Origin of the sequence: Neobacillus niacini (assembly GCF_030817595.1) — a bacterium.
Classification (GTDB): domain Bacteria; phylum Bacillota; class Bacilli; order Bacillales; family Cytobacillaceae; genus Neobacillus; species Neobacillus niacini_G.
Map to the genome: position 1 here is coordinate 4,511,483 of NZ_JAUSZN010000001.1, position 20,516 is coordinate 4,531,998.

General features: G+C 42.2%; 16 protein-coding genes. 14 read left to right on the top strand and 2 right to left on the bottom strand.

The window, feature by feature from the left end:
• Window positions 1–8: 8 nt before the first annotated feature.
• Window positions 9–1,211 (bottom strand): cardiolipin synthase, encoded by a 1,203-nt coding sequence (gene cls / locus QFZ31_RS21460; RefSeq protein WP_307306688.1) that lies wholly within the window; start codon window positions 1,209–1,211, stop codon window positions 9–11.
• Window positions 1,212–1,424: 213 nt separating this feature from the next.
• Between cls and QFZ31_RS21465 the strand changes: the two genes are divergently transcribed.
• The 10 genes from QFZ31_RS21465 (at window position 1,425) to QFZ31_RS21510 (ending at window position 15,501) form a co-directional block, all read left to right on the top strand.
• Entirely contained in the window at window positions 1,425–3,524 is a 2,100-nt protein-coding gene (locus tag QFZ31_RS21465) for a heterodisulfide reductase-related iron-sulfur binding cluster (RefSeq protein WP_307306690.1), read from the top strand.
• Window positions 3,525–3,715: 191 nt separating this feature from the next.
• Complete coding sequence (locus QFZ31_RS21470; RefSeq protein WP_307306695.1) at window positions 3,716–4,903, top strand: acetyl-CoA C-acetyltransferase; 1,188 nt, start codon at window positions 3,716–3,718, stop codon at window positions 4,901–4,903.
• Window positions 4,904–5,082: 179 nt separating this feature from the next.
• Window positions 5,083–5,934, top strand: coding sequence for a 3-hydroxybutyryl-CoA dehydrogenase (locus tag QFZ31_RS21475; RefSeq protein WP_307306698.1), 852 nt, complete (start codon window positions 5,083–5,085; stop codon window positions 5,932–5,934).
• Between the two features lie 14 nt (window positions 5,935–5,948).
• Window positions 5,949–7,079, top strand: a complete 1,131-nt coding sequence (locus QFZ31_RS21480) for an acyl-CoA dehydrogenase (RefSeq protein ID WP_307306699.1) — start codon at window positions 5,949–5,951, stop codon at window positions 7,077–7,079.
• A 177-nt stretch (window positions 7,080–7,256) separates the two neighbouring features.
• The gene (locus QFZ31_RS21485; RefSeq protein ID WP_307306700.1) at window positions 7,257–8,396 is read left to right on the top strand and encodes an acyl-CoA dehydrogenase; all 1,140 of its coding nucleotides are present in this window, start codon (window positions 7,257–7,259) and stop codon (window positions 8,394–8,396) included.
• A gap of 12 nt (window positions 8,397–8,408) precedes the next feature.
• The gene (locus QFZ31_RS21490) at window positions 8,409–9,065 is read left to right on the top strand and encodes a TetR/AcrR family transcriptional regulator (RefSeq protein WP_307306702.1); all 657 of its coding nucleotides are present in this window, start codon (window positions 8,409–8,411) and stop codon (window positions 9,063–9,065) included.
• A gap of 27 nt (window positions 9,066–9,092) precedes the next feature.
• Window positions 9,093–12,359: a fused isobutyryl-CoA mutase/GTPase IcmF gene (gene icmF / locus QFZ31_RS21495; RefSeq protein ID WP_307306705.1), complete on the top strand. Its 3,267-nt coding sequence runs from the start codon at window positions 9,093–9,095 to the stop codon at window positions 12,357–12,359.
• A 385-nt stretch (window positions 12,360–12,744) separates the two neighbouring features.
• Entirely contained in the window at window positions 12,745–12,954 is a 210-nt protein-coding gene (locus QFZ31_RS21500) for a hypothetical protein (RefSeq protein WP_307306707.1), read from the top strand.
• A 129-nt stretch (window positions 12,955–13,083) separates the two neighbouring features.
• A complete protein-coding gene (rpoE, locus tag QFZ31_RS21505; protein ID WP_307306709.1) occupies window positions 13,084–13,668 on the top strand; it encodes a DNA-directed RNA polymerase subunit delta in 585 nt (194 codons plus the stop codon).
• A gap of 237 nt (window positions 13,669–13,905) precedes the next feature.
• Entirely contained in the window at window positions 13,906–15,501 is a 1,596-nt protein-coding gene (locus tag QFZ31_RS21510; protein ID WP_179598726.1) for a CTP synthase, read from the top strand.
• A 197-nt stretch (window positions 15,502–15,698) separates the two neighbouring features.
• Here QFZ31_RS21510 and QFZ31_RS21515 read toward each other — a convergent pair whose 3' ends face one another.
• Window positions 15,699–16,199: a DUF2529 domain-containing protein gene (locus QFZ31_RS21515; RefSeq protein WP_307306711.1), complete on the bottom strand. Its 501-nt coding sequence runs from the start codon at window positions 16,197–16,199 to the stop codon at window positions 15,699–15,701.
• 168 nt (window positions 16,200–16,367) lie between these two features.
• On the opposite strand from QFZ31_RS21515, the gene QFZ31_RS21520 reads away from it, so the two are divergent.
• From QFZ31_RS21520 to glpX, 4 genes are all read left to right on the top strand, one after another.
• Complete coding sequence (locus QFZ31_RS21520) at window positions 16,368–16,739, top strand: response regulator (RefSeq protein ID WP_179598722.1); 372 nt, start codon at window positions 16,368–16,370, stop codon at window positions 16,737–16,739.
• 230 nt (window positions 16,740–16,969) lie between these two features.
• Window positions 16,970–17,827, top strand: coding sequence for a class II fructose-bisphosphate aldolase (locus QFZ31_RS21525; RefSeq protein WP_307306714.1), 858 nt, complete (start codon window positions 16,970–16,972; stop codon window positions 17,825–17,827).
• A 331-nt stretch (window positions 17,828–18,158) separates the two neighbouring features.
• On the top strand, window positions 18,159–19,448 hold the full coding sequence (locus QFZ31_RS21530; protein ID WP_307306716.1) for a UDP-N-acetylglucosamine 1-carboxyvinyltransferase: 1,290 nt from the start codon (window positions 18,159–18,161) through the stop codon (window positions 19,446–19,448).
• Window positions 19,449–19,529: 81 nt separating this feature from the next.
• Window positions 19,530–20,492 (top strand): class II fructose-bisphosphatase, encoded by a 963-nt coding sequence (gene glpX, locus QFZ31_RS21535; RefSeq protein ID WP_307193287.1) that lies wholly within the window; start codon window positions 19,530–19,532, stop codon window positions 20,490–20,492.
• Window positions 20,493–20,516 lie beyond the last annotated feature (24 nt).

Below are 20,516 nucleotides of genomic sequence, written 5' to 3' on the forward strand. Positions count from 1 at the left end.
ACTCCTTACTATAAAAAGAATGAAATAGCCCCGGCAATGCCTTCCTTTATCGACCTGAAAAAGTTTCTCTTATTAAGGTCCTCCAGTTTCAACGGTTTTGAATCAAGAATATCTTTATGGAGTACATCTCTAAACCGTTCCACAAAGGCAGGGTCATAAAAGTAACAATTAATTTCTTTGTTTAAAAATAAACTTCTCTTATCAAAATTAGCGGTACCGATATCACACAGATGATCGTCGATAATGATTGATTTTGCATGGTAAAAACCATTCTTATACTGAAAAGCCTGTGCTCCTGCCTTCAACATCACACGTAAATATCGGTATGAAGCTTCTTGTACAAGCATATGATCAGTAATATACGGGACAACAATGGTAATTTTAATACCGCGCTTTGCCGCACGAAGCAGTTCATGGATGAGTTTTTTGCTTGGAATAAAATACGGAGTACCAATGGTAATCGACTTTTTTGCGTTTTGAATTAAGTGGAAATACTTATCTTCAAGGCGGCCTGCCTCCGTTGGAACAAGTTGATGTGGTACCGACCCTTTGGGCTGCTCAGGGGCATAACGAGAATCTACGACCACATGATCAGAAGCGTACTCATTCCAATCAATAAAAAACTCACGTTGCAGAAACGGGACACTTTCACCAGTGATTTTTAAATGGTAATCACGCCAGGGACTTAGCTTTGGATCTTGATCAATATATTCTTTACCAACATTAAAACCGCCAAGATAACCAATTTTGCCATCAATAATTGAAATCTTACGGTGGTTTCGCACCTGGGAGGAATAAAAAAGGAATGGAAGCCGTATTCGATTGCTAAAAGCAAATTGAACACCTGCATTACGCAATTCTTTTATTGCCGGCTTTCTCACCTTATAACTACCAACCCTGTCGACCAGCAGTCTAACTTCGACGCCTTCCTTTGCTTTTGCTTTTAAAATATCGAAAAACTGCTGGCTAAATTGATCATCTCTTACGATATAAAACAAGATATGAATATGGTTTTGGGCCATTTTCAATTCATGAAAGTAATCAGCAAACAGTCTTTTTCCATGTGGAAAAATATCAAAGTTTCCATGCAGAATCGGCGTTTCCCGTTTGCTGAAAAGTGAACGATGCTTCTTCCTTCCCAAGGAAAGATCGAGATAAAACCATACAATGATAAGAAGTATAAGAGCGATGACTATGGATGGTAAATTCATTCCGTATCGTTCCTCCAATCATTTCTTTTAGGTTTGCCAAACAGAGTCTATAGTATGAATTTCAATAATGTCGAATCATTTTTGCGAAAAACATTTGACTGAATGCTCATTCATTATATAATGGTGATAATAGTAGTCAGAAAATTTCATTGTTTTTAAATTTTCTACTAAAAACAAACAATTGGGGATCAGAAAAAAAAGGGGGCGTATTGAATGAATGGGCTTTTATGGGTGAATCTCATTGCATTTCTTTCTGTAACCGCTTACGCAATCAGTCTATTCGTTTACGTGGTTAAAACGAGGATTGAATTCATTAAGCTAGGGAAAAAAGTTGAGTTTGACAACAAGGTCAAAGAACGAATGCAAAAGATCTGGGTCAATGTTTTTGGTCAAAAGAAGTTATTAAAGGACAAGAAAAGTGGAATCATGCACGTGATGTTCTTTTATGGCTTTATTCTTGTCCAATTTGGTGCCATTGATTTCATTTGGAAGGGATTAGTACCAGGCTCTCATTTACCGTTGGGGCCGCTGTATGCAGGGTTTACCTTTTTCCAGGAAATCGTGACGTTAATGATCCTAGTTGCAGTTATTTGGGCATTTTACCGCCGGTATGTCGAAAAATTAGTCCGCTTGAAGCGCAATTTTAAATCAGGACTTGTGCTAATTTTTATCGGCGGATTAATGCTTTCCGTTCTTGTCGGTAACGGAATGGGCATCATCTGGCACGGCCACGAAGCCACTTGGACAGAACCAATTGCGTCGTTAATTGCGCTTATTTTTTCAGGGATTGGTGAAACCGCTTCAATTGTCATTTTTTATGTGGCTTGGTGGGTGCATTTATTATTCCTATTAACTTTCCTTGTGTATGTGCCGCAATCAAAACACGCACACTTAATTGCCGGACCGGCAAACGTATATTTTAACCGATTAGAAAAACCAGGTAAGTTGAAGAAGGTCGATTTTGAGGACGAGTCTCAAGAATCTTTCGGAGTTGGAAAAATTGAGGATTTTACTCAGCACCAAATGATCGATTTTTACGCTTGTGTAGAATGTGGACGCTGTACCAATATGTGTCCAGCAACAGGTACAGGAAAAATGCTGTCGCCAATGGACTTAATTGTGAAAATGCGCGACCATCTAACGAATCACGGTGCCGCCATTACCTCCAAACAGCCATGGGTGCCGACTTTCGCGTTTGGCAACACAAAGGGTAACCAAATCGCACTCGCTGCAAGTGGCCAAGGTGCACAAGAATCAGCAGCAACACTTGCTTATAATCCAAGCTTGATTGGCGATGTCATTACCGAAGAAGAAATCTGGGCTTGTACCACTTGCCGTAACTGTGAGGATCAGTGTCCAGTAATGAACGAGCATGTTGATAAAATTATTGACCTTCGCCGTTATCTTGTATTAACAGAAGGAAAGCTAGACGCAGACGCACAGCGTGCCATGACCAACATCGAGCGTCAGGGCAATCCTTGGGGCTTAAACAGAAAAGAGCGCGAAACTTGGCGTGAAGTTCGCGAGGATGTTGAAATTCCTACAGTAAAAGAGATGAACAAAAAAGGCGAAGAGTTCGAATACTTATTCTGGGTTGGTTCAATGGGATCCTACGATAACCGCAGCCAGAAAATTGCTCTTTCTTTTGCAAAGCTTTTAAATGAAGCAGGCGTCAAGTTTGCGATTTTAGGAAACAAAGAGAAAAACTCTGGTGACACACCGCGCCGTCTCGGCAATGAGTTCTTGTTCCAGGAGCTTGCGACAAAGAATATTGAAGAATTTGAAAAGGCTGAAGTTAAGAAAATCGTTACGATTGACCCGCATGCCTACAATATTTTCAAAAATGAATACCCTGATTTCGGTTTAGAGGCAGAGGTTTATCATCATACAGAAGTTTTATATCAGTTGGTTCGTGACGGAAAGCTTGTTCCAAAGCATGCTGTCAACGAAAAAATTACATTCCATGATTCATGTTACTTAGGCAGATACAACGATGTGTACGATCCACCGCGAGAGATTTTAAAATCAATCCCAGGTGTACAGTTGGTGGAAATGGAACGAAACAGAGAGACCGGAATGTGCTGTGGCGCTGGCGGCGGCTTGATGTGGATGGAAGAAGAAACCGGACACCGCATTAACGTAGCGAGAACTGAGCAAGCACTTGCTGTAAATCCATCTGTTATCAGTTCTGGATGTCCTTACTGTTTAACTATGCTATCAGACGGAACAAAGGCAAAAGAAGTAGAAGAAAAGATTTCAACCTATGATGTTGCAGAACTACTTGAAAAGGCAGTTTGTGGGGAAGTAGCTTAATATCCCGAGCAGAAGTTGTTTTGAGATACCTGAATTCATAAAATATTAGGAATTTTGTGTAAAATATTTCAACTTCTGCTCTTTTTTATGTAAAATAGATAGTGGGTAATAAAACGCTTACATTTTTTTAAACAGAAATCGAGCGAGCGTTCAGTCAATTAAAGGATTAAAGAATAGGGAGAGTGCTTTAAATGGGGAAAACAGTTATTTTGAGCGGGGTTAGAACACCATTTGGAAAATTTGGCGGAGTGCTAAGCAGTTTGACTGCTTCACAGTTGGGCGGTATTGCGGTAAAAGAAGCAATTGCTCGTGCTGGAGTGAATTCTGAGGATATACAGGAAGTGATTTTAGGTACAGTTTTACAAGGCGGGCAGGGACAAATTCCGTCACGCCAGGCAGCAAGGGAGGCTGGACTTTCTTGGGAAGTCAAAACAGAAACAATCAATAAAGTTTGCGCTTCGGGAATGCGAAGTGTCACGTTAGCCGATCAGATCATCCGTGCAGGCGATGAAGACTTAATTGTTGCAGGCGGCATGGAATCGATGAGTAATGCTCCATATATTTTACCAAAGGCACGCTGGGGCTTGAAAATGGGCGATTCATCGGTGAAGGATTTAATGATTCATGACGGCTTAAGCTGCAGCTTCACAGGGGTTCATATGGGTACCTACGGAAATTCAACCGCAAAAGAAATGGAAATCAGCCGCGAAGCGCAGGATGAGTGGGCATTAAGAAGTCATGAGCGGGCGATTGCCGCAATGGAAGGCGGAATTTTTGCAGAAGAAATCGTGCCTGTCACTGTCCCGCAGCGTAAGGGTGCGCCGGTTGTCATCGAGCATGATGAATCACCACGAAAAGACACCTCTATCGAAAGACTTTCAAAATTAGCACCTGTTTTTAATTCAGACGGAACCATCACAGCAGGGAATGCACCTGGAATTAATGATGGTGCGGCGGCCCTCGTTTTAATGAGTGAAGAAAGAGCCCTACGCGAAGGCCTGAAGTCCGAAGCTGTTATCCTAGGTCATACAGCGGTAGCGGTTGAAGCAAAGAATTTTCCTCAAACACCAGGACTTGTTATCAACAGCTTATTGAAAAAGACAGGAAAAACAGTAGAAGAAATTGACTTATTTGAAATCAATGAAGCCTTTGCGGCTGTTGTGTTAGCAAGTGAAAAAATTGCCGGCCTTGATCCAGAAAAGGTCAATGTCAATGGCGGTGCAGTCGCATTAGGTCATCCAATCGGTGCTAGTGGTGCACGTATTATTATTACGTTAATGCATGAATTGAAGCGCCGTGGAGGCGGAATTGGGATCGCAGCTATTTGCAGCGGCGGCGGACAGGGTGACGCGGTGATGATTGAGGTTCCAAGAGTGTAATTAGTTTCCAGATAATGTCTAATTGTACAAAACGGCAAGAAAAGTGTTCAAAACTCCAAGAAAAATGTACAAAACCATATAGAATTTGTACAAAACACAGAAAAAAATGTACAAAACGCAAATAATCTAAAAACCCACTAGGGATTATTTTTTAAAAAAGGGCAATTGGAGGGGAAGTAATGAAGGTTGAAAAGGTAATGGTAATCGGAGCGGGTCAAATGGGATCCGGGATTACTCAGGTTTGTGCTCAGGCAGGCTACAAGGTGTATCTGAATGATTTAAAGCCGGAATTCGTGGAGCGCGGATTAGGTGTAATCAGCAAAAATTTATCTCGTAATGTAGATAAAGGCCGAATGACAGAGGAGCAAAAACAAGAGGTCCTTAAATCTATTACAGCTTCGACCAATCTGAATGATGCCCGTGCGGTCGACCTCGTGATTGAAGCAGCGGTTGAAAATATGGAAATCAAAACAAAAATCTTCACGCAGTTAGATGAAATTGCTCCAGTGCATGCAATTTTAGCGAGCAATACCTCATCCCTGCCCATCACAGAAATTGCGGCTGCGACAAAACGTCCGGAACAGGTAATTGGTATGCACTTTATGAATCCGGTGCCGGTTATGAAGTTAGTGGAAATCATCCGCGGCTTAGCTACTGTAGATGAGGTTTACCAAGTGATTGAGGATATGACCAAAACGCTCGGCAAGGTACCCGTTGAAGTAAATGACTTCCCTGGATTCGTTTCCAACCGAATTCTCATGCCGATGATTAACGAAGCGATTTATACGCTGTATGAAGGTGTGGCCACGAAAGAAGCCATTGATGAAGTCATGAAACTGGGGATGAACCACCCGATGGGACCGCTGACGTTAGCTGATTTTATCGGACTTGATACCTGCCTTTATATTATGGAGACCCTACATGAAGGCTTTGGAGATACAAAATACCGTCCATGCCCGCTGCTGCGTAAGTATGTGAAAGCTGGCTGGCTTGGAAAGAAATCTGGTCGAGGCTTCTACACATACGAATAGTTGGGAGTGTTACTATGAATCTTAGATTCTCAGAAGAGCAGGAAATGATGCGCAAAATGGTTCGTGATTTTGCTGAAAAGGAAATTGCCCCGTTTGTTGAGCGGATGGAACAGGGTGAATTTCCCCGTGAAATTCTTCGTAAAATGGGTGAACTTGGTTTGATGGGGATTCCCGTTCCTGAAAAATACGGCGGTGCAGAAATGGATTTTGTCTCTTATATCATCGCAATTAACGAGATTTCCCGGGTCAGCGCGACCGTAGGCGTCATCCTTTCTGTTCATACATCGGTTGGAACCAACCCAATCTTATATTTTGGCTCGGATGAACAAAAGCAACGTTTTTTGCCTAAATTGGCTTCAGGAGAGTATTTGGCGGCGTTTTGCTTAACGGAGGCGGGGTCAGGATCGGATGCCAAAAGTATGAAATCTCGTGCGGTAAAAAAGGATGACCATTATGTGATCAACGGCTCGAAGATGTTTATCACCAATGGCGGCGAAGCGGATGTTTATATCGTATTTGCTTCCACCAATCCTGAATTAGGCAGCAAAGGAATTTCGGCGTTTATTGTGGAAAAAAATTCACCTGGTCTTGTGATTGGCAAGGATGAACAGAAGATGGGACTCCATGGCTCAAGAACGGTACAGCTTACTTTTGAAGATATGCGTGTACCTGTAGAAAATCTTTTGGGTCAAGAAGGAGAAGGGTTTAAAATTGCCATGGCCAACCTGGATGTCGGACGAATCGGGATCGCCGCACAGGCGTTAGGGATTGCAGAAGGGGCACTTGATGCGGCGGTAGAGTATGCAAAAGAACGTCAACAATTTGGAAAGCCCATTGCGGCGCAGCAAGGAATTGGTTTTAAATTGGCTGATATGGCGACGAATGTGGAAGCGGCTAGGCTATTACTCTATCGTGCTGCGGATTTACGTGGTCAGGGAATGAAGTGCGGATTGGAAGCTTCGATTGCAAAGTTATTTGCGTCGAAAACAGCAGTTGAGACTGCGACTGAAGCGATTCAAGTGTTTGGCGGATATGGCTATACACAGGACTATCCAGTCGAGCGCTACTTCAGAGATGCAAAAGTGACCGAGATTTATGAGGGAACCAGTGAGATACAGCGGATTGTGATTAGTAAACATCTGTAATTTGTAGATATATGGTCATTATGTGTAGATATCGTATGAAACATATAGATTCTCTAGCTAATTGTAGGAACTGTACGGTTTTATGTAGAAACTGTATGGTTTTTTGCAGAAGCTGTACGCTTTTTTGTAGAAACTGTACGGTTAATGAGAGTAGTTACCCTAAGGAGGACATATAAAATGAATTTTCGCTTATCGGAAGAGCATGAAATGATTCGGAAAATGGTGCGCGATTTTGCTAGAAATGAAGTGGCTCCAACAGCGGCTGAGCGTGATGAGGAAGAACGTTTTGACCGTGAGATCTTTGACAAAATGGCGGAGCTTGGCTTAACCGGGATTCCGTGGCCGGAGGAGTACGGCGGAATCGGCAGCGATTACCTTGCGTATTGTATTGCAGTTGAAGAGCTCTCACGAGTTTGCGCGTCAACAGGCGTAACATTATCCGCACACACTTCATTAGCAGGCTGGCCAATCTATAAATTTGGCTCCGAAGAACAAAAACAACAATACCTTCGTCCAATGGCAGAAGGCTCCAAAATTGGGGCATACGGGTTAACAGAACCAGGCAGCGGCTCAGACGCCGGCGGGATGAGAACAACTGCAAGACGTGAAGGTGACAATTACATTCTCAATGGTTCAAAAATTTTCATTACGAATGGTGGAGTAGCTGATATTTACGTGGTTTTCGCCTTAACAGATCCATCCAGCAAACAAAAAGGAACCACAGCATTCATCGTTGAAAGTGACACACCAGGATTCTCAGTAGGGAAAAAAGAAAAGAAACTAGGAATTCGTTCGTCACCAACAACGGAAATTATTTTTGAAGATTGTAAGGTGCCTGTCACCAACCGATTAGGTGAAGAGGGCGAAGGCTTCAAAATTGCGATGATGACGCTTGATGGCGGCCGTAACGGGATCGCGGCCCAGGCGGTTGGAATTGCCCAGGGTGCGCTTGACGCTGCCGTCGACTATTCAAAAGAGCGCCAGCAGTTTGGAAAGCCAATTGCGGCGAACCAAGGAATTGCCTTCAAGCTTGCGGATATGGCGACAAATATTGAAGCAGCAAGACTATTAACCTATCAAGCTGCATGGCTGGAGTCGCAGGGTCTGCCGTACGGCAAGGAATCTGCGATGTCAAAATTATTTGCCGGTGACACAGCGATGAAGGTGACGACAGAAGCGGTACAGGTATTTGGCGGATACGGTTATACAAAGGATTATCCTGTAGAGAGATTTATGCGTGACGCAAAAATCACACAAATCTACGAGGGAACACAGGAAATCCAACGCCTTGTTATATCGAGAATGATTACTAAGTAGGTGGTAGCAGGGATGAAAAAGCGAGAAGTGCAGGCTTCAGTGAAAGATGAACGCCTTGTACAAAGAAGACGGGATCAGATGATCAAAGGGGCAGTTTCACTTTTTAAAGAAAAAGGGTTCCACCGGACGACGACCAGAGAAATTGCGAAGGCAGCAGGTTTTAGCATTGGGACCTTATATGAATATATTCGGACGAAGGAAGATGTCCTTTACTTGGTTTGTGATAGTATTTATGACCATGTAAGCGAGCGGCTTCAGGAGGACCTTGAGCGTAAGCAAGGGACTTTAGAAAGCCTGAAGCACGGAATCGCCAATTACTTTCGTGTCATTGATGAAATGCAGGAGGAAATCTTGGTCATGTATCAAGAGACCAAATCACTTAACAAGGAAGCCCTTCCATATGTGTTGAAAAAGGAAATTGAAATGGCAGATATGTTCGAAAAACTGATAACGTTATGCGTGGAAAATGGGGAATTGAACTTAACTGAAAAACAAATCAAAATCCTTTCTCACACGATTATCGTTGAAGGACAAATGTGGAGCTTCCGACGTTGGACGCTGCAGAAATTATTTACCTTAGAAGAATACATTGAAATGCAAACCGAGTATTTATTTTCAGGGATAAACGGGGTAAGTCAGGCACTGCAAAAAGGGATAATCACGAAGTGAATTTTTTAGAAACAAAGGGGGAGACAAATGAGTACGACGGAGGTTTATCAGCCGAAGCATCATATTCGTTTTGTTACGGCGTCTAGTTTGTTTGATGGGCACGACGCTTCGATTAATATTATGAGAAGAATTCTGCAGGCGAGCGGAGCCGAGGTCATCCATCTTGGCCATAACCGTTCGGTTGAAGAGGTCGTTAACGCGGCGATTCAAGAGGATGCACAGGGGATTGCAATTTCTTCTTATCAGGGCGGTCATATGGAATACTTTAAATATATGTACGATTTGCTAAAGGAAAAGGGCGCGCCGAACATCCGCATTTATGGCGGCGGCGGCGGTGTCATTATACCGCGTGAGATTAAGGAGCTTCATGATTACGGGATTGCTTGGATTTTCTCACCTGAGGACGGACGGACGATGGGTCTTCAAGGAATGATTAATCGAATGCTGGAGGAATGTGATTTCCCTACGGTTACGGCTGATCATGCCGAACATATTGAAAAACTGCCGAGTGGCGACGTTAATGCGATTTCAAAATTGATTACTCTTGCCGAGCTTCATGTGGACAGTAACCGGGAAGCCGCAGCTGCAGCGGAAAGCCTCCTTGAAAAGGTAAAAACGTTGACAAAAGAGATTCCGGTGGTCGGAATCACGGGTACAGGTGGTGCGGGTAAAAGTTCATTAACCGATGAATTAATTCGTCGTTTTATCAATGAATTACCTGATAAAAAAGTCGCAATTCTATCAGTTGACCCGACGAAGCAGAAAACGGGCGGCGCACTTTTAGGCGACCGGATTCGGATGAATGCCATCTTTAATCCAAATGTTTATATGCGAAGCCTGGCGACTCGTTCATCAAAATCGGAACTATCGCTTGCGATTAAAGATGCCGTTTCAATAGTGAAGGCAGCCGGCTTTGACCTTGTGATTGTCGAAACGAGCGGTATCGGCCAGGGCGATGCAGAGATTACGGAAATCTGTGATGTTTCCCTTTACGTCATGACCAGTGAATTTGGTGCACCTACACAGCTTGAAAAAATAGATATGATTGACTTTGCTGACCTCATTGTCATTAATAAATTTGAGCGCAAGGGCTCTGAGGATGCACTTCGTCAGGTGCAAAAGCAATACCAGCGCAGTCACATGTTGTTTGAAAAAGACACAAGTGAAATGCCTGTATATGGTACAATTGCGAGCCAATTTAATGATCTAGGCACCAATGCACTTTTTGCAGCTTTAATCGAAAAAGTAAATGAAAAAATGGGTACGAATTGGGTCACTTCTTTTACAAAAAATGCAATAGTCGAAAAGCAAAATGTGATTATTCCAACCGATCGTCGCTATTATCTCCGGGAAATATCGGATACAGTGCGCCGCTATCATCAAAAGGCTGAAGAGCAGGCAAATATTGCCCGGAAATTATTTCAGCTTGAAGGCGCAATTGCTGCCGTCAAAGAAACAGATGCAAACGCTGAAGTTCTTGCTTCCTTAGAGGCTATCAAACAGGCAACAGAAGAGAAATTAACACCAGAGTCGAAAAAGATACTCGACGGCTGGGAGAGTACAAAGGTGGCATATAAAGCTGATAAATTTGTAACGAGAATTCGTGACAAAGAAATCATTACTGTCTTAAAAACAAAGAGCCTTTCGGGCATTGAGATTCCAAAGGTGGTTTTACCGCGATATAAAGATTACGGTGAAATCCTCCGCTGGGTGTATCGCGAGAATGTCCCAGGTTCCTATCCGTTTACAGCAGGAGTGTTCCCGTTCAAACGGGAGGGAGAAGATCCGAAACGTCAGTTCGCCGGAGAAGGAACGCCGGAGAGAACGAATCGCCGCTTCCACTATCTTTCAAAAGATGATACAGCAAAACGTCTGAGTACGGCATTTGACTCGGTGACATTGTATGGAGAGGACCCGGATTATCGTCCGGACATTTTTGGAAAGATCGGCGAGAGTGGAGTGAATGTTTGTACGCTGGATGATATGAAAAAGCTTTATGATGGCTTTGACCTCTGTCATCCATCTACATCGGTGTCGATGACGATTAATGGTCCTGCGCCGATTATTTTAGCGATGTTCATGAATACAGCGATTGATCAGCAGGTGAAGAAAAAAGAGGCTGAGCTTGGCCGCGTGTTGACAGTCGAGGAATTCGCGCAAGTGAAGGCTTATACGTTAAAAACCGTTCGTGGTACAGTGCAGGCTGATATTTTAAAGGAAGACCAAGGTCAAAACACATGTATCTTTTCAACGGAGTTCGCCTTACGAATGATGGGTGATATTCAACAATATTTCATCGATCAGCAGGTACGTAACTATTATTCTGTTTCGATTTCTGGCTATCACATAGCTGAGGCAGGGGCGAATCCAATTTCGCAGCTGGCGTTTACACTATCAAACGGATTTACCTATGTCGAGTATTATTTAAGCCGCGGGATGAAAATTGATGATTTTGCACCAAACCTATCGTTCTTCTTTTCCAATGGCTTGGATCCGGAATATACGGTAATAGGTCGGGTGGCGCGTCGTATTTGGGCAACGGTAATGCGTGATAAATATGGTGCCGCTGAGCGCAGCCAAAAGCTGAAGTACCATGTTCAAACATCCGGCCGTTCGCTGCACGCGCAAGAGATTGACTTTAATGATATTCGTACGACGTTGCAGGCATTGATGGCGTTACACGATAACTGTAACTCTCTTCATACCAATGCTTATGACGAGGCAATTACAACACCAACAGAAGAATCCGTTCGCCGTGCGATGGCGATTCAGATGATTATTACAAAAGAACACGGCTTAACAAAAAATGAAAATCCACTTCAGGGTTCCTTTATTGTTGAAGAGCTTACGGACCTTGTAGAGGAAGCGGTACTTCAAGAATTTGAACGCTTAAATGACCGCGGCGGTGTTCTTGGTTCCATGGAAACGCAGTATCAACGCGGAAAAATCCAAGACGAATCGATGTACTATGAAATGAAAAAGCATACAGGCGAGCTACCGATTATCGGCGTGAACACGTATCTAAATCCAAATCCTCCTTCAGAAGAAGACATCGACAGCATGGAGCTGGCACGCGCGTCCTATGAGGAAAAAGAATTACAAATTACCAATTTACGTGCCTTCCAGCAAGCACATGAACAAGAAACCTCAAAGGCTCTAGAGCGCTTGAAGGCAGCAGCAGTAACCAACGAAAACATTTTTGCCGCACTAATGGAAACCGTAAAAGTAGCCAGCCTCGGCCAAATCACAAAAGCACTATATGAAGTAGGCGGGCAATACCGTAGAAATATGTAAGTGTATTACAATGGCTTAATAAGCATCAGCTTGTAAGCCATTGTTTTATTTATGCGATGTAAAAAGTATTATTGATATTAGCACCTATTGATTTGCGCGGAAAGCACGAAGACTCCTGCAGGAGTACGGAGCAGGTGAGACCCCACAGGCGCAAGCGCCGAGGAGGCTCGCCGCAACGCCTGCGGAAAGCGAAGTGCCTCGGGACAGACAAAGACCGCCTGTCCCTGCGATGATTATTCAAAGAAGCATTCCTTAGTGGAGCGCAAATCAACAGTCCATTTTCGAAGCTGATGTAAAATTAATTTTTCTACAAGTACTAATAATGCCTATTTTTCTTATATAATAGATGAGCAAACATCAATGATTCCCGGGGCAGGTGTTGACCATGAAGATAAACTATACGTTTTTGTTTTTAATCATTTCGGCATGGCCATTATACTATCTCTATCAACACCAATTAGGTGCAATTTCCTTTCTAGTATTAGCTATCTTCTTCTTTTTAAAGTCTATGAAAGAGTTGAAAATGATAAAAAAAGAGGAAAAACCTGATGATAACCAGCCTAAACGGGAAAAAATCAAGCAAAACAGTAGATAGAACTAGCATAAACGGGAGAATATTGTTTATAATGAAGAATATGTCAAAAAACTAGCACTCTTGTGCTAATATTTTTGCCCGTTATCACTCATTTTAGAGAGTGTTAAATAGAGAAAGGAAGTGCCGATATTGAGTTTACAAGGTTACTCAAAAGAGCAATTAAAAGAGTTATCCCTCATTGAGATGGCGTATGAATTTCTAAAAGGCAGCAAACAGCCAATTTCCTTCCACGATTTAATTAAAGAAATTGCTGCAGCTACAGAAATCACAGAGGATCAAATTAGATCGAGAATTGCACAATTCTATACAGACATAAATATTGATGGCCGTTTTCTTTCACTAGGTGACAACCGCTGGGGTCTTCGCGTATGGTATCCAATCGATACACAGGAAGAAGAAGTGGTTACCGTTATTAAACCTAAGAAGAAAAAGGCGAAAAAGGTTGTCGATGAAGACGATCTTGAAGACTTTGATGATATTGATGAGGATTATGATGAACTCGATGACTTTGTCGATGAAGATGATCTCCTTGACGACGATGAGGACGATTTACTTGATGACCTCGACGATGTCGATGATTTAGACGATGATGATGATGTAATCGAGGATGACGATGAATTCGATCTAGATGAAGAAGAAGAACTTGACGAGGTCCTTGATGAAGAGGAAGAAGATTTAGATGAAGTAGAGGATGAAGACGACGACCTATTATAGGCTTGACTTTTTATCTCTCGGCTTGTACAATCTTTTTTGGGCTCCTTTAACAAGGAACGGATCATAATTTGCTTATAGAGCGCTCCCTTACATTGCGTAAGCGGAGTGCTTTTTTATTTTGTCAGTCGATGATACATAGCTCTTTCGGCATTGACCGAGACTTCTTTAAAAATTTTTATAAAAGAAGCCTTAAACAGCAAGAAGATTGCACAAACTGAAATAGAGGAGGATTTTTTTATGACGAAGTATATATTTGTAACTGGCGGTGTTGTTTCATCGTTAGGAAAAGGAATTACCGCAGCCTCATTAGGCCGTTTGTTGAAAAATCGTGGATTGAACGTTACGATTCAAAAATTTGACCCTTATATCAACGTGGATCCAGGAACGATGAGTCCGTACCAGCACGGTGAAGTATTTGTAACCGGTGATGGCGCAGAAACGGATCTAGACTTAGGTCACTATGAACGCTTTATCGATATTAACTTAAATAAGTACAGCAACGTAACAACTGGGAAAATCTATTCTACTGTGCTGCGTAAGGAACGCCGCGGCGATTATTTAGGCGGAACGGTTCAGGTTATCCCGCACATTACCAATGAAATTAAAGAACGTGTTTTCCGTGCCGGCAACGAAACAAATGCAGATGTTGTCATCACTGAAATTGGCGGAACAGTAGGGGATATTGAGTCACTTCCATTCCTAGAAGCAATCCGTCAAATCAAGAGCGATATCGGAAGCTCTAATGTAATGTACATTCACTGTACATTAATTCCTTATATTAAAGCGGCAGGCGAAATGAAGACGAAGCCAACACAACATAGTGTAAAAGAGCTTCGCAGTCTAGGTATTCAGCCAAATATCATCGTTGTTCGTACGGAAATGCCGGTTTCACAGGACATGAAGGATAAAATTGCTTTGTTCTGTGATATCGATGCGAAAGCAGTTATTGAATGCCGTGACGCAGATACGCTTTATTCAATTCCATTAGCTCTTCAAGAACAGCACATGGATCAAATTGTTTGTGACCACTTGAAGCTTACAACACCAGAACCAGAAATGACCGAATGGAAAGCTTTAGTTGATAAGGTTCTTAACCTTTCAAGTAAAACGCGTATCGGTTTAGTTGGTAAATATGTTGAACTTCAGGACGCCTATATTTCTGTTGTTGAAGCGATGAAACATGCAGGCTATGCGTTTGATGCCGATGTGGAAATTAAGTGGATTAATGCGGAACATGTAACAGCTGAAAATGTTGCAGAACTTTTGGCTGACGTGGACGGAGTCCTTGTTCCAGGCGGCTTCGGTGACCGTGGAATTGAAGGGAAGATTCAAGCAACACGCTATGCCCGTGAAACGAAAAAGCCTTTCCTTGGTATTTGCCTTGGAATGCAGCTGGCTACGATTGAATATGCACGCCACGTTCTTGGCTACTCAGATGCGCATTCTGCAGAGTTCGTACCTGATACCAAGCACCCAATTATTGATTTACTTCCTGAACAAAAGGATGTTGAAGATCTAGGCGGAACATTAAGACTTGGTCTTTATCCTTGCCGTGTGGTGGAGGGTACAAAGGCGTTCGCTGCTTATGAAGATGAAGTGGTGTATGAGCGTCACCGCCACCGTTATGAGTTTAACAATCATTACCGTCAAGAAATGGAAGAAGCAGGCTTTGTTTTCTCTGGTACAAGCCCAGACGGACGCCTTGTGGAGATTATTGAGCTTCAAGACCACCCATGGTTTGTTGCGTCACAGTTCCATCCGGAATTTGTTTCAAGACCAACACGTCCACAGCCGCTTTTCCGTGACTTTATTAAAGCTTCTTTGCAAAAATAAGATAATTGGGCCAGTTCTCTTTGTTGGAGGACTGGCTTTTTTATAGGGTTGCGTTTCCATATATTGTCTAAATGTACAAAACCTATTAAAAAATGTCCAAAACATCTAGATAAATGTACAAAACTCCTCAAAAAATGAACAAAACCATCCTAAAAGTGTACAAAACAAAAAAACGACCCTAACAAGGTCGTCTATAATCATTCATATTCCGCTAAAATCTCATCAATAGTAAATTTCAAGCCATAATAAACATACAAACCAGCCATCGAAGACGGATATCCATACCGATTACCGAAATCATCGGGCAACAAACCCTTTTTAAGCTGTAAATTAATATAAACATCTGCTAACTCCTCAAGTTTACCGTCCTCCGAAATCGATGTCGATACAGCTACAAACGGGATCTCTTTTTCAACAAGCTTATCAGCCAGTTCCATAGCTTCTTGGTCATCGGAATGACGTGTAAACAAAAGAACTCTGTCAGCACTAGTTGCAGACTCTACATTTGTTAAAGCACCTTTCAATGGTTCTGCACCCTCTAAAGCTTCAAATTCAACACCTTTCATTTCCTTGAAGCCAACAACATATATATTCTGACCCTGGGCGAGCAGGCGGGCACCGTCCTCAAAGGAAAACTCCTCTTTTTCTTCGATCCGCTTAAATAATCCGGTCAATTGGGTCGTAAACATTTTTAACAAGCAAAACCCCTCCTTCACAAAGATATTATAGCCTTTTCAAAATAAAAGACAATTACCATAAAATACCTTGAACAAAATAGAGGATTTTTAGCAAGAATGTCGAAGATTAACTAGTGGAAGAAATAGGAATCCATTTATAGATAAAATTAGGGTGGAAGAGGTGGAGTTATGAAAGAGAAAATCTTAATTGTTGACGACCAATTTGGGATCCGCATTTTATTAAATGAGGTGTTCTCAAAGGAAGGGTATCAAACCTTCCAGGCAGCAAATGGAATACAGGCACTTGATATTGTTACGAAGCATGACCCAGATCTCGTCCTCTTGGATATGAAAATACCTGGTATGGATGGTATTGAGATTTTAAAAAGAATGAAAGTAATCGACCCGGATATTCGCGTTATTATTATGACCGCTTACGGTGAACTTGATATGATTCAAGAGGCGAGAAACTTAGGTGCGATCACCCATTTTGCGAAGCCATTTGATATTGATGATATTCGTGCAGCGGTAAGAAAACATATTCCTCAAAAAACAAATTAGGCATTTTATTGAAAAAATAAATGTCGAAAACTGTTGCCGCTTTCATTGTGAACGTTTATAAAAATGCGTTTCTTTAATGGAATTTTATGAATCTGTTTGGTATGATAACTATGAACTTTTACTGGTCACATTATCCTTCTCGAGTATACATAATCAGTAAAATGGTAGGAAATCCTTAATAGGAAAGCCTAAATTCGAGGAGATATAAACAATATCAAGGAGGAAATAAAATGCCTTTAGTTTCAATGAAAGAAATGCTCATCAAAGCAAAAGAAGAAGGCTATGCAGTTGGGCAGTTCAACTTAAATAACCTTGAGTTTACCCAAGCTATTTTACAAGCAGCTGAAGCAGAAAAATCACCAGTTATTCTTGGTGTATCTGAAGGAGCAGCTCGTTACATGGGTGGCTTTAAAACAGTTGTAAAAATGGTAGAAGGTTTATTAGAAGATTACAAAATTACCGTTCCTGTTGCGATTCACTTGGACCACGGTTCAAGCTTTGAAAAGTGTAAGGAAGCAATCGATGCAGGCTTCACTTCTGTTATGATTGACGCTTCTCACCATCCATTTGAAGAAAACGTAGCAACTACATCAAAAGTGGTTGAATACGCTCATTCAAAAGGTGTTTCTGTTGAAGCTGAATTAGGTACTGTTGGTGGACAAGAAGACGATGTTGTTGCTGAAGGCGTTATTTACGCAGATCCTAAAGAGTGTGAAGAGCTTGTTAAGCGCACTGGTATCGATTGCCTTGCTCCTGCATTAGGTTCTGTACACGGTCCTTACAAAGGTGAACCAAAGCTTGGTTACCCTGAAATGGAAGCAATCGGAAAAGCTACTGGTCTTCCACTAGTTCTTCATGGTGGAACTGGAATTCCAACACATGATATCCAAAAATCTATTTCTCTTGGAACTGCTAAAATTAACGTTAACACTGAGAACCAAATTGCATCTGCAAAAGCAGTTCGTGAAACATTAGCAGCAAAGCCAGAAGAGTACGATCCACGTAAATACTTAGGACCAGCTCGCGATGCGATCAAAGCAACTGTAATCGGCAAAATGCGCGAATTCGGTTCATCAGGCAGAGCATAATAAAGATTCTTATCTCTTTTTAAAAACTATCAACGTTGTTTAATTGGTAGTAACCTTGAAACCGCCTCTTTTTTGAATGGGCGGTTTCAAAATGTAAGGAGAAGACTGAAAATTTGCGAAATTCATCATAACGCCTAAATTTACCAATTTTAAAAACTTTTTTTGATATTGATACATGAAAATAAAATATTGGTGTAAACTAGATGATAGACAAATTGTCGGATTATGTAAGTTGCTGTTGGAAAAAATTACCTAAAGACAAGTGGATTATCAATTTAGTTGTTGAATAAAAGGTCACATTCCATCCCAATGGCATAGAAGGGAGTCGAAAATGGAAAAACTTAAAATTGCGGGCGGATATCCGCTTAAAGGAACCGTAAGAATAAGTGGTGCAAAAAACAGTGCAGTTGCGTTGATACCAGCGACCATTTTAGCAGAATCACCGGTAACAATCGAAGGGCTGCCGGATATTTCCGATGTGGAAATTTTGAAGGACCTGCTTGAGGAAATTGGCGGGAAAGTCGAGCTTTCGGATGATTTTGATATGACGGTTGACCCATCGACGATGATTTCAATGCCATTGCCAAACGGAAAAGTGAAGAAGCTTCGCGCATCTTACTATCTCATGGGGGCGATGCTAGGTCGTTTTAAAAAGGCCGTCATCGGTTTACCAGGTGGATGTCATCTTGGACCAAGACCAATTGATCAGCATATTAAGGGTTTTGAAGCGCTTGGTGCTCAAATAACCAATGAGCAGGGAGCTATTTATTTGCGAGCGGACGAGCTTCGCGGTGCACGTATTTATCTTGATGTTGTTAGTGTTGGGGCTACCATTAATATCATGTTAGCCGCTGTTAGAGCAAAAGGTCGGACGATTATTGAAAACGCTGCAAAAGAACCTGAAATTATTGATGTCGCAACCCTTCTTACAAATATGGGTGCGAAAATAAAAGGCGCTGGAACGGATGTTATTCGTATTGATGGTGTTGATAGTCTTCATGGCTGCCGTCATACGATTATTCCTGATCGAATCGAAGCAGGAACGTATATGATTTTAGGTGCTGCCGTTGGTGAAGGAGTATTAATTGATAATGTCATTCCGCAGCATTTAGAATCGTTGATTGCTAAACTTCGGGAAATGGGTGTGCAGATTGAAACCAGTGACGACCGGGTGTTTGTCAATAGTTCGGATAAGCTGAAGCCTGTCGATATTAAAACACTCGTTTATCCTGGATTCCCAACCGATTTGCAGCAGCCATTTACAACACTGTTAACGAGAGCAGCAGGCTCGAGTGTGGTAACGGATACAATTTATGGTGCACGTTTTAAACATATTGATGAATTAAGAAGAATGAATGCAAACATAAAAGTGGAAGGCCGCTCAGCCATTATTAGCGGACCTGTGAAGCTTCAAGGTGCAAAAGTAAAGGCGAGTGACCTGCGTGCAGGAGCGGCGTTATTCATTGCGGGTCTAATGGCTGAGGGAATCACGGAAGTCACAGGGCTTGAGCATATTGATCGTGGTTATAGCCAGCTTGTCGAAAAATTAAATGGACTTGGTGCAACCGTTTGGCGTGAAGCCTTATCAAAAGAAGAAGTAGAACAGCTAAAGAATACGTAATTAAGCTATACTAATCTCCTAAATGTGTTATACTAATGTTATTGACGATGTATAATAGATCATTTAGGGGGACCTGAGAACATGGAGAGAAGTCTATCAATGGAGCTTGTCCGCGTGACGGAAGCTGCTGCACTTGCTTCTGCACGCTGGATGGGACGCGGGAAAAAAGATGAAGCGGATGGTGCTGCAACCTCAGCGATGCGTGATGTGTTTGACACAATCCCGATGAAGGGAACCGTTGTCATTGGCGAAGGCGAGATGGATGAGGCTCCAATGCTTTATATTGGTGAAAAACTTGGTACGGGCTATGGACCTCGTGTAGATGTAGCTGTTGATCCACTTGAAGGTACAAATATTTTGGCTGCAGGTGGCTGGAACGCTCTAGCTGTTTTAGCGATTGCTGACAATGGCAACCTGCTTCATGCACCTGATATGTATATGGAAAAAATTGCAGTCGGTCCTGAAGCAGTAGGTCTAATAGATATCAACGCTTCCGTACTTGATAATTTAAAGGCAGTGGCAAAAGCGAAAAACAAGGATGTCGAAGACGTTGTTGCAACCGTTTTAAACCGTCCACGACATGAGCATATTATTGCTCAGTTACGTGAAGCGGGTGCTCGTATTAAATTGATCAATGATGGTGATGTAGCAGGGGCCATCAATACTGCTTTTGATAACACAGGCGTTGATATTTTATTCGGCTCTGGCGGTGCGCCTGAGGGTGTAATCTCAGCTGTTGCATTAAAGTGTCTTGGCGGTGAAATCATCGGTAAATTGCTTCCTCAAAGTGATGCCGAGTTAGAGCGCTGCGTAAAAATGGGACTAGATGTTAATAAGGTGCTTCGCATGGAAGACCTTGTTAAAGGAGACGATGCCATTTTCGCAGCCACTGGGGTCACAGACGGTGAATTACTGCGCGGTGTTCAATTTAAGGGGTCATATGGCTCAACACATTCAATCGTCATGCGTGCTAAATCAGGTACGGTTCGATTTGTTGAAGGGCGTCACAGCTTGAAAAAGAAACCGAATTTAGTGATTAGATAATTTTTAATAGCAAATACTTATATA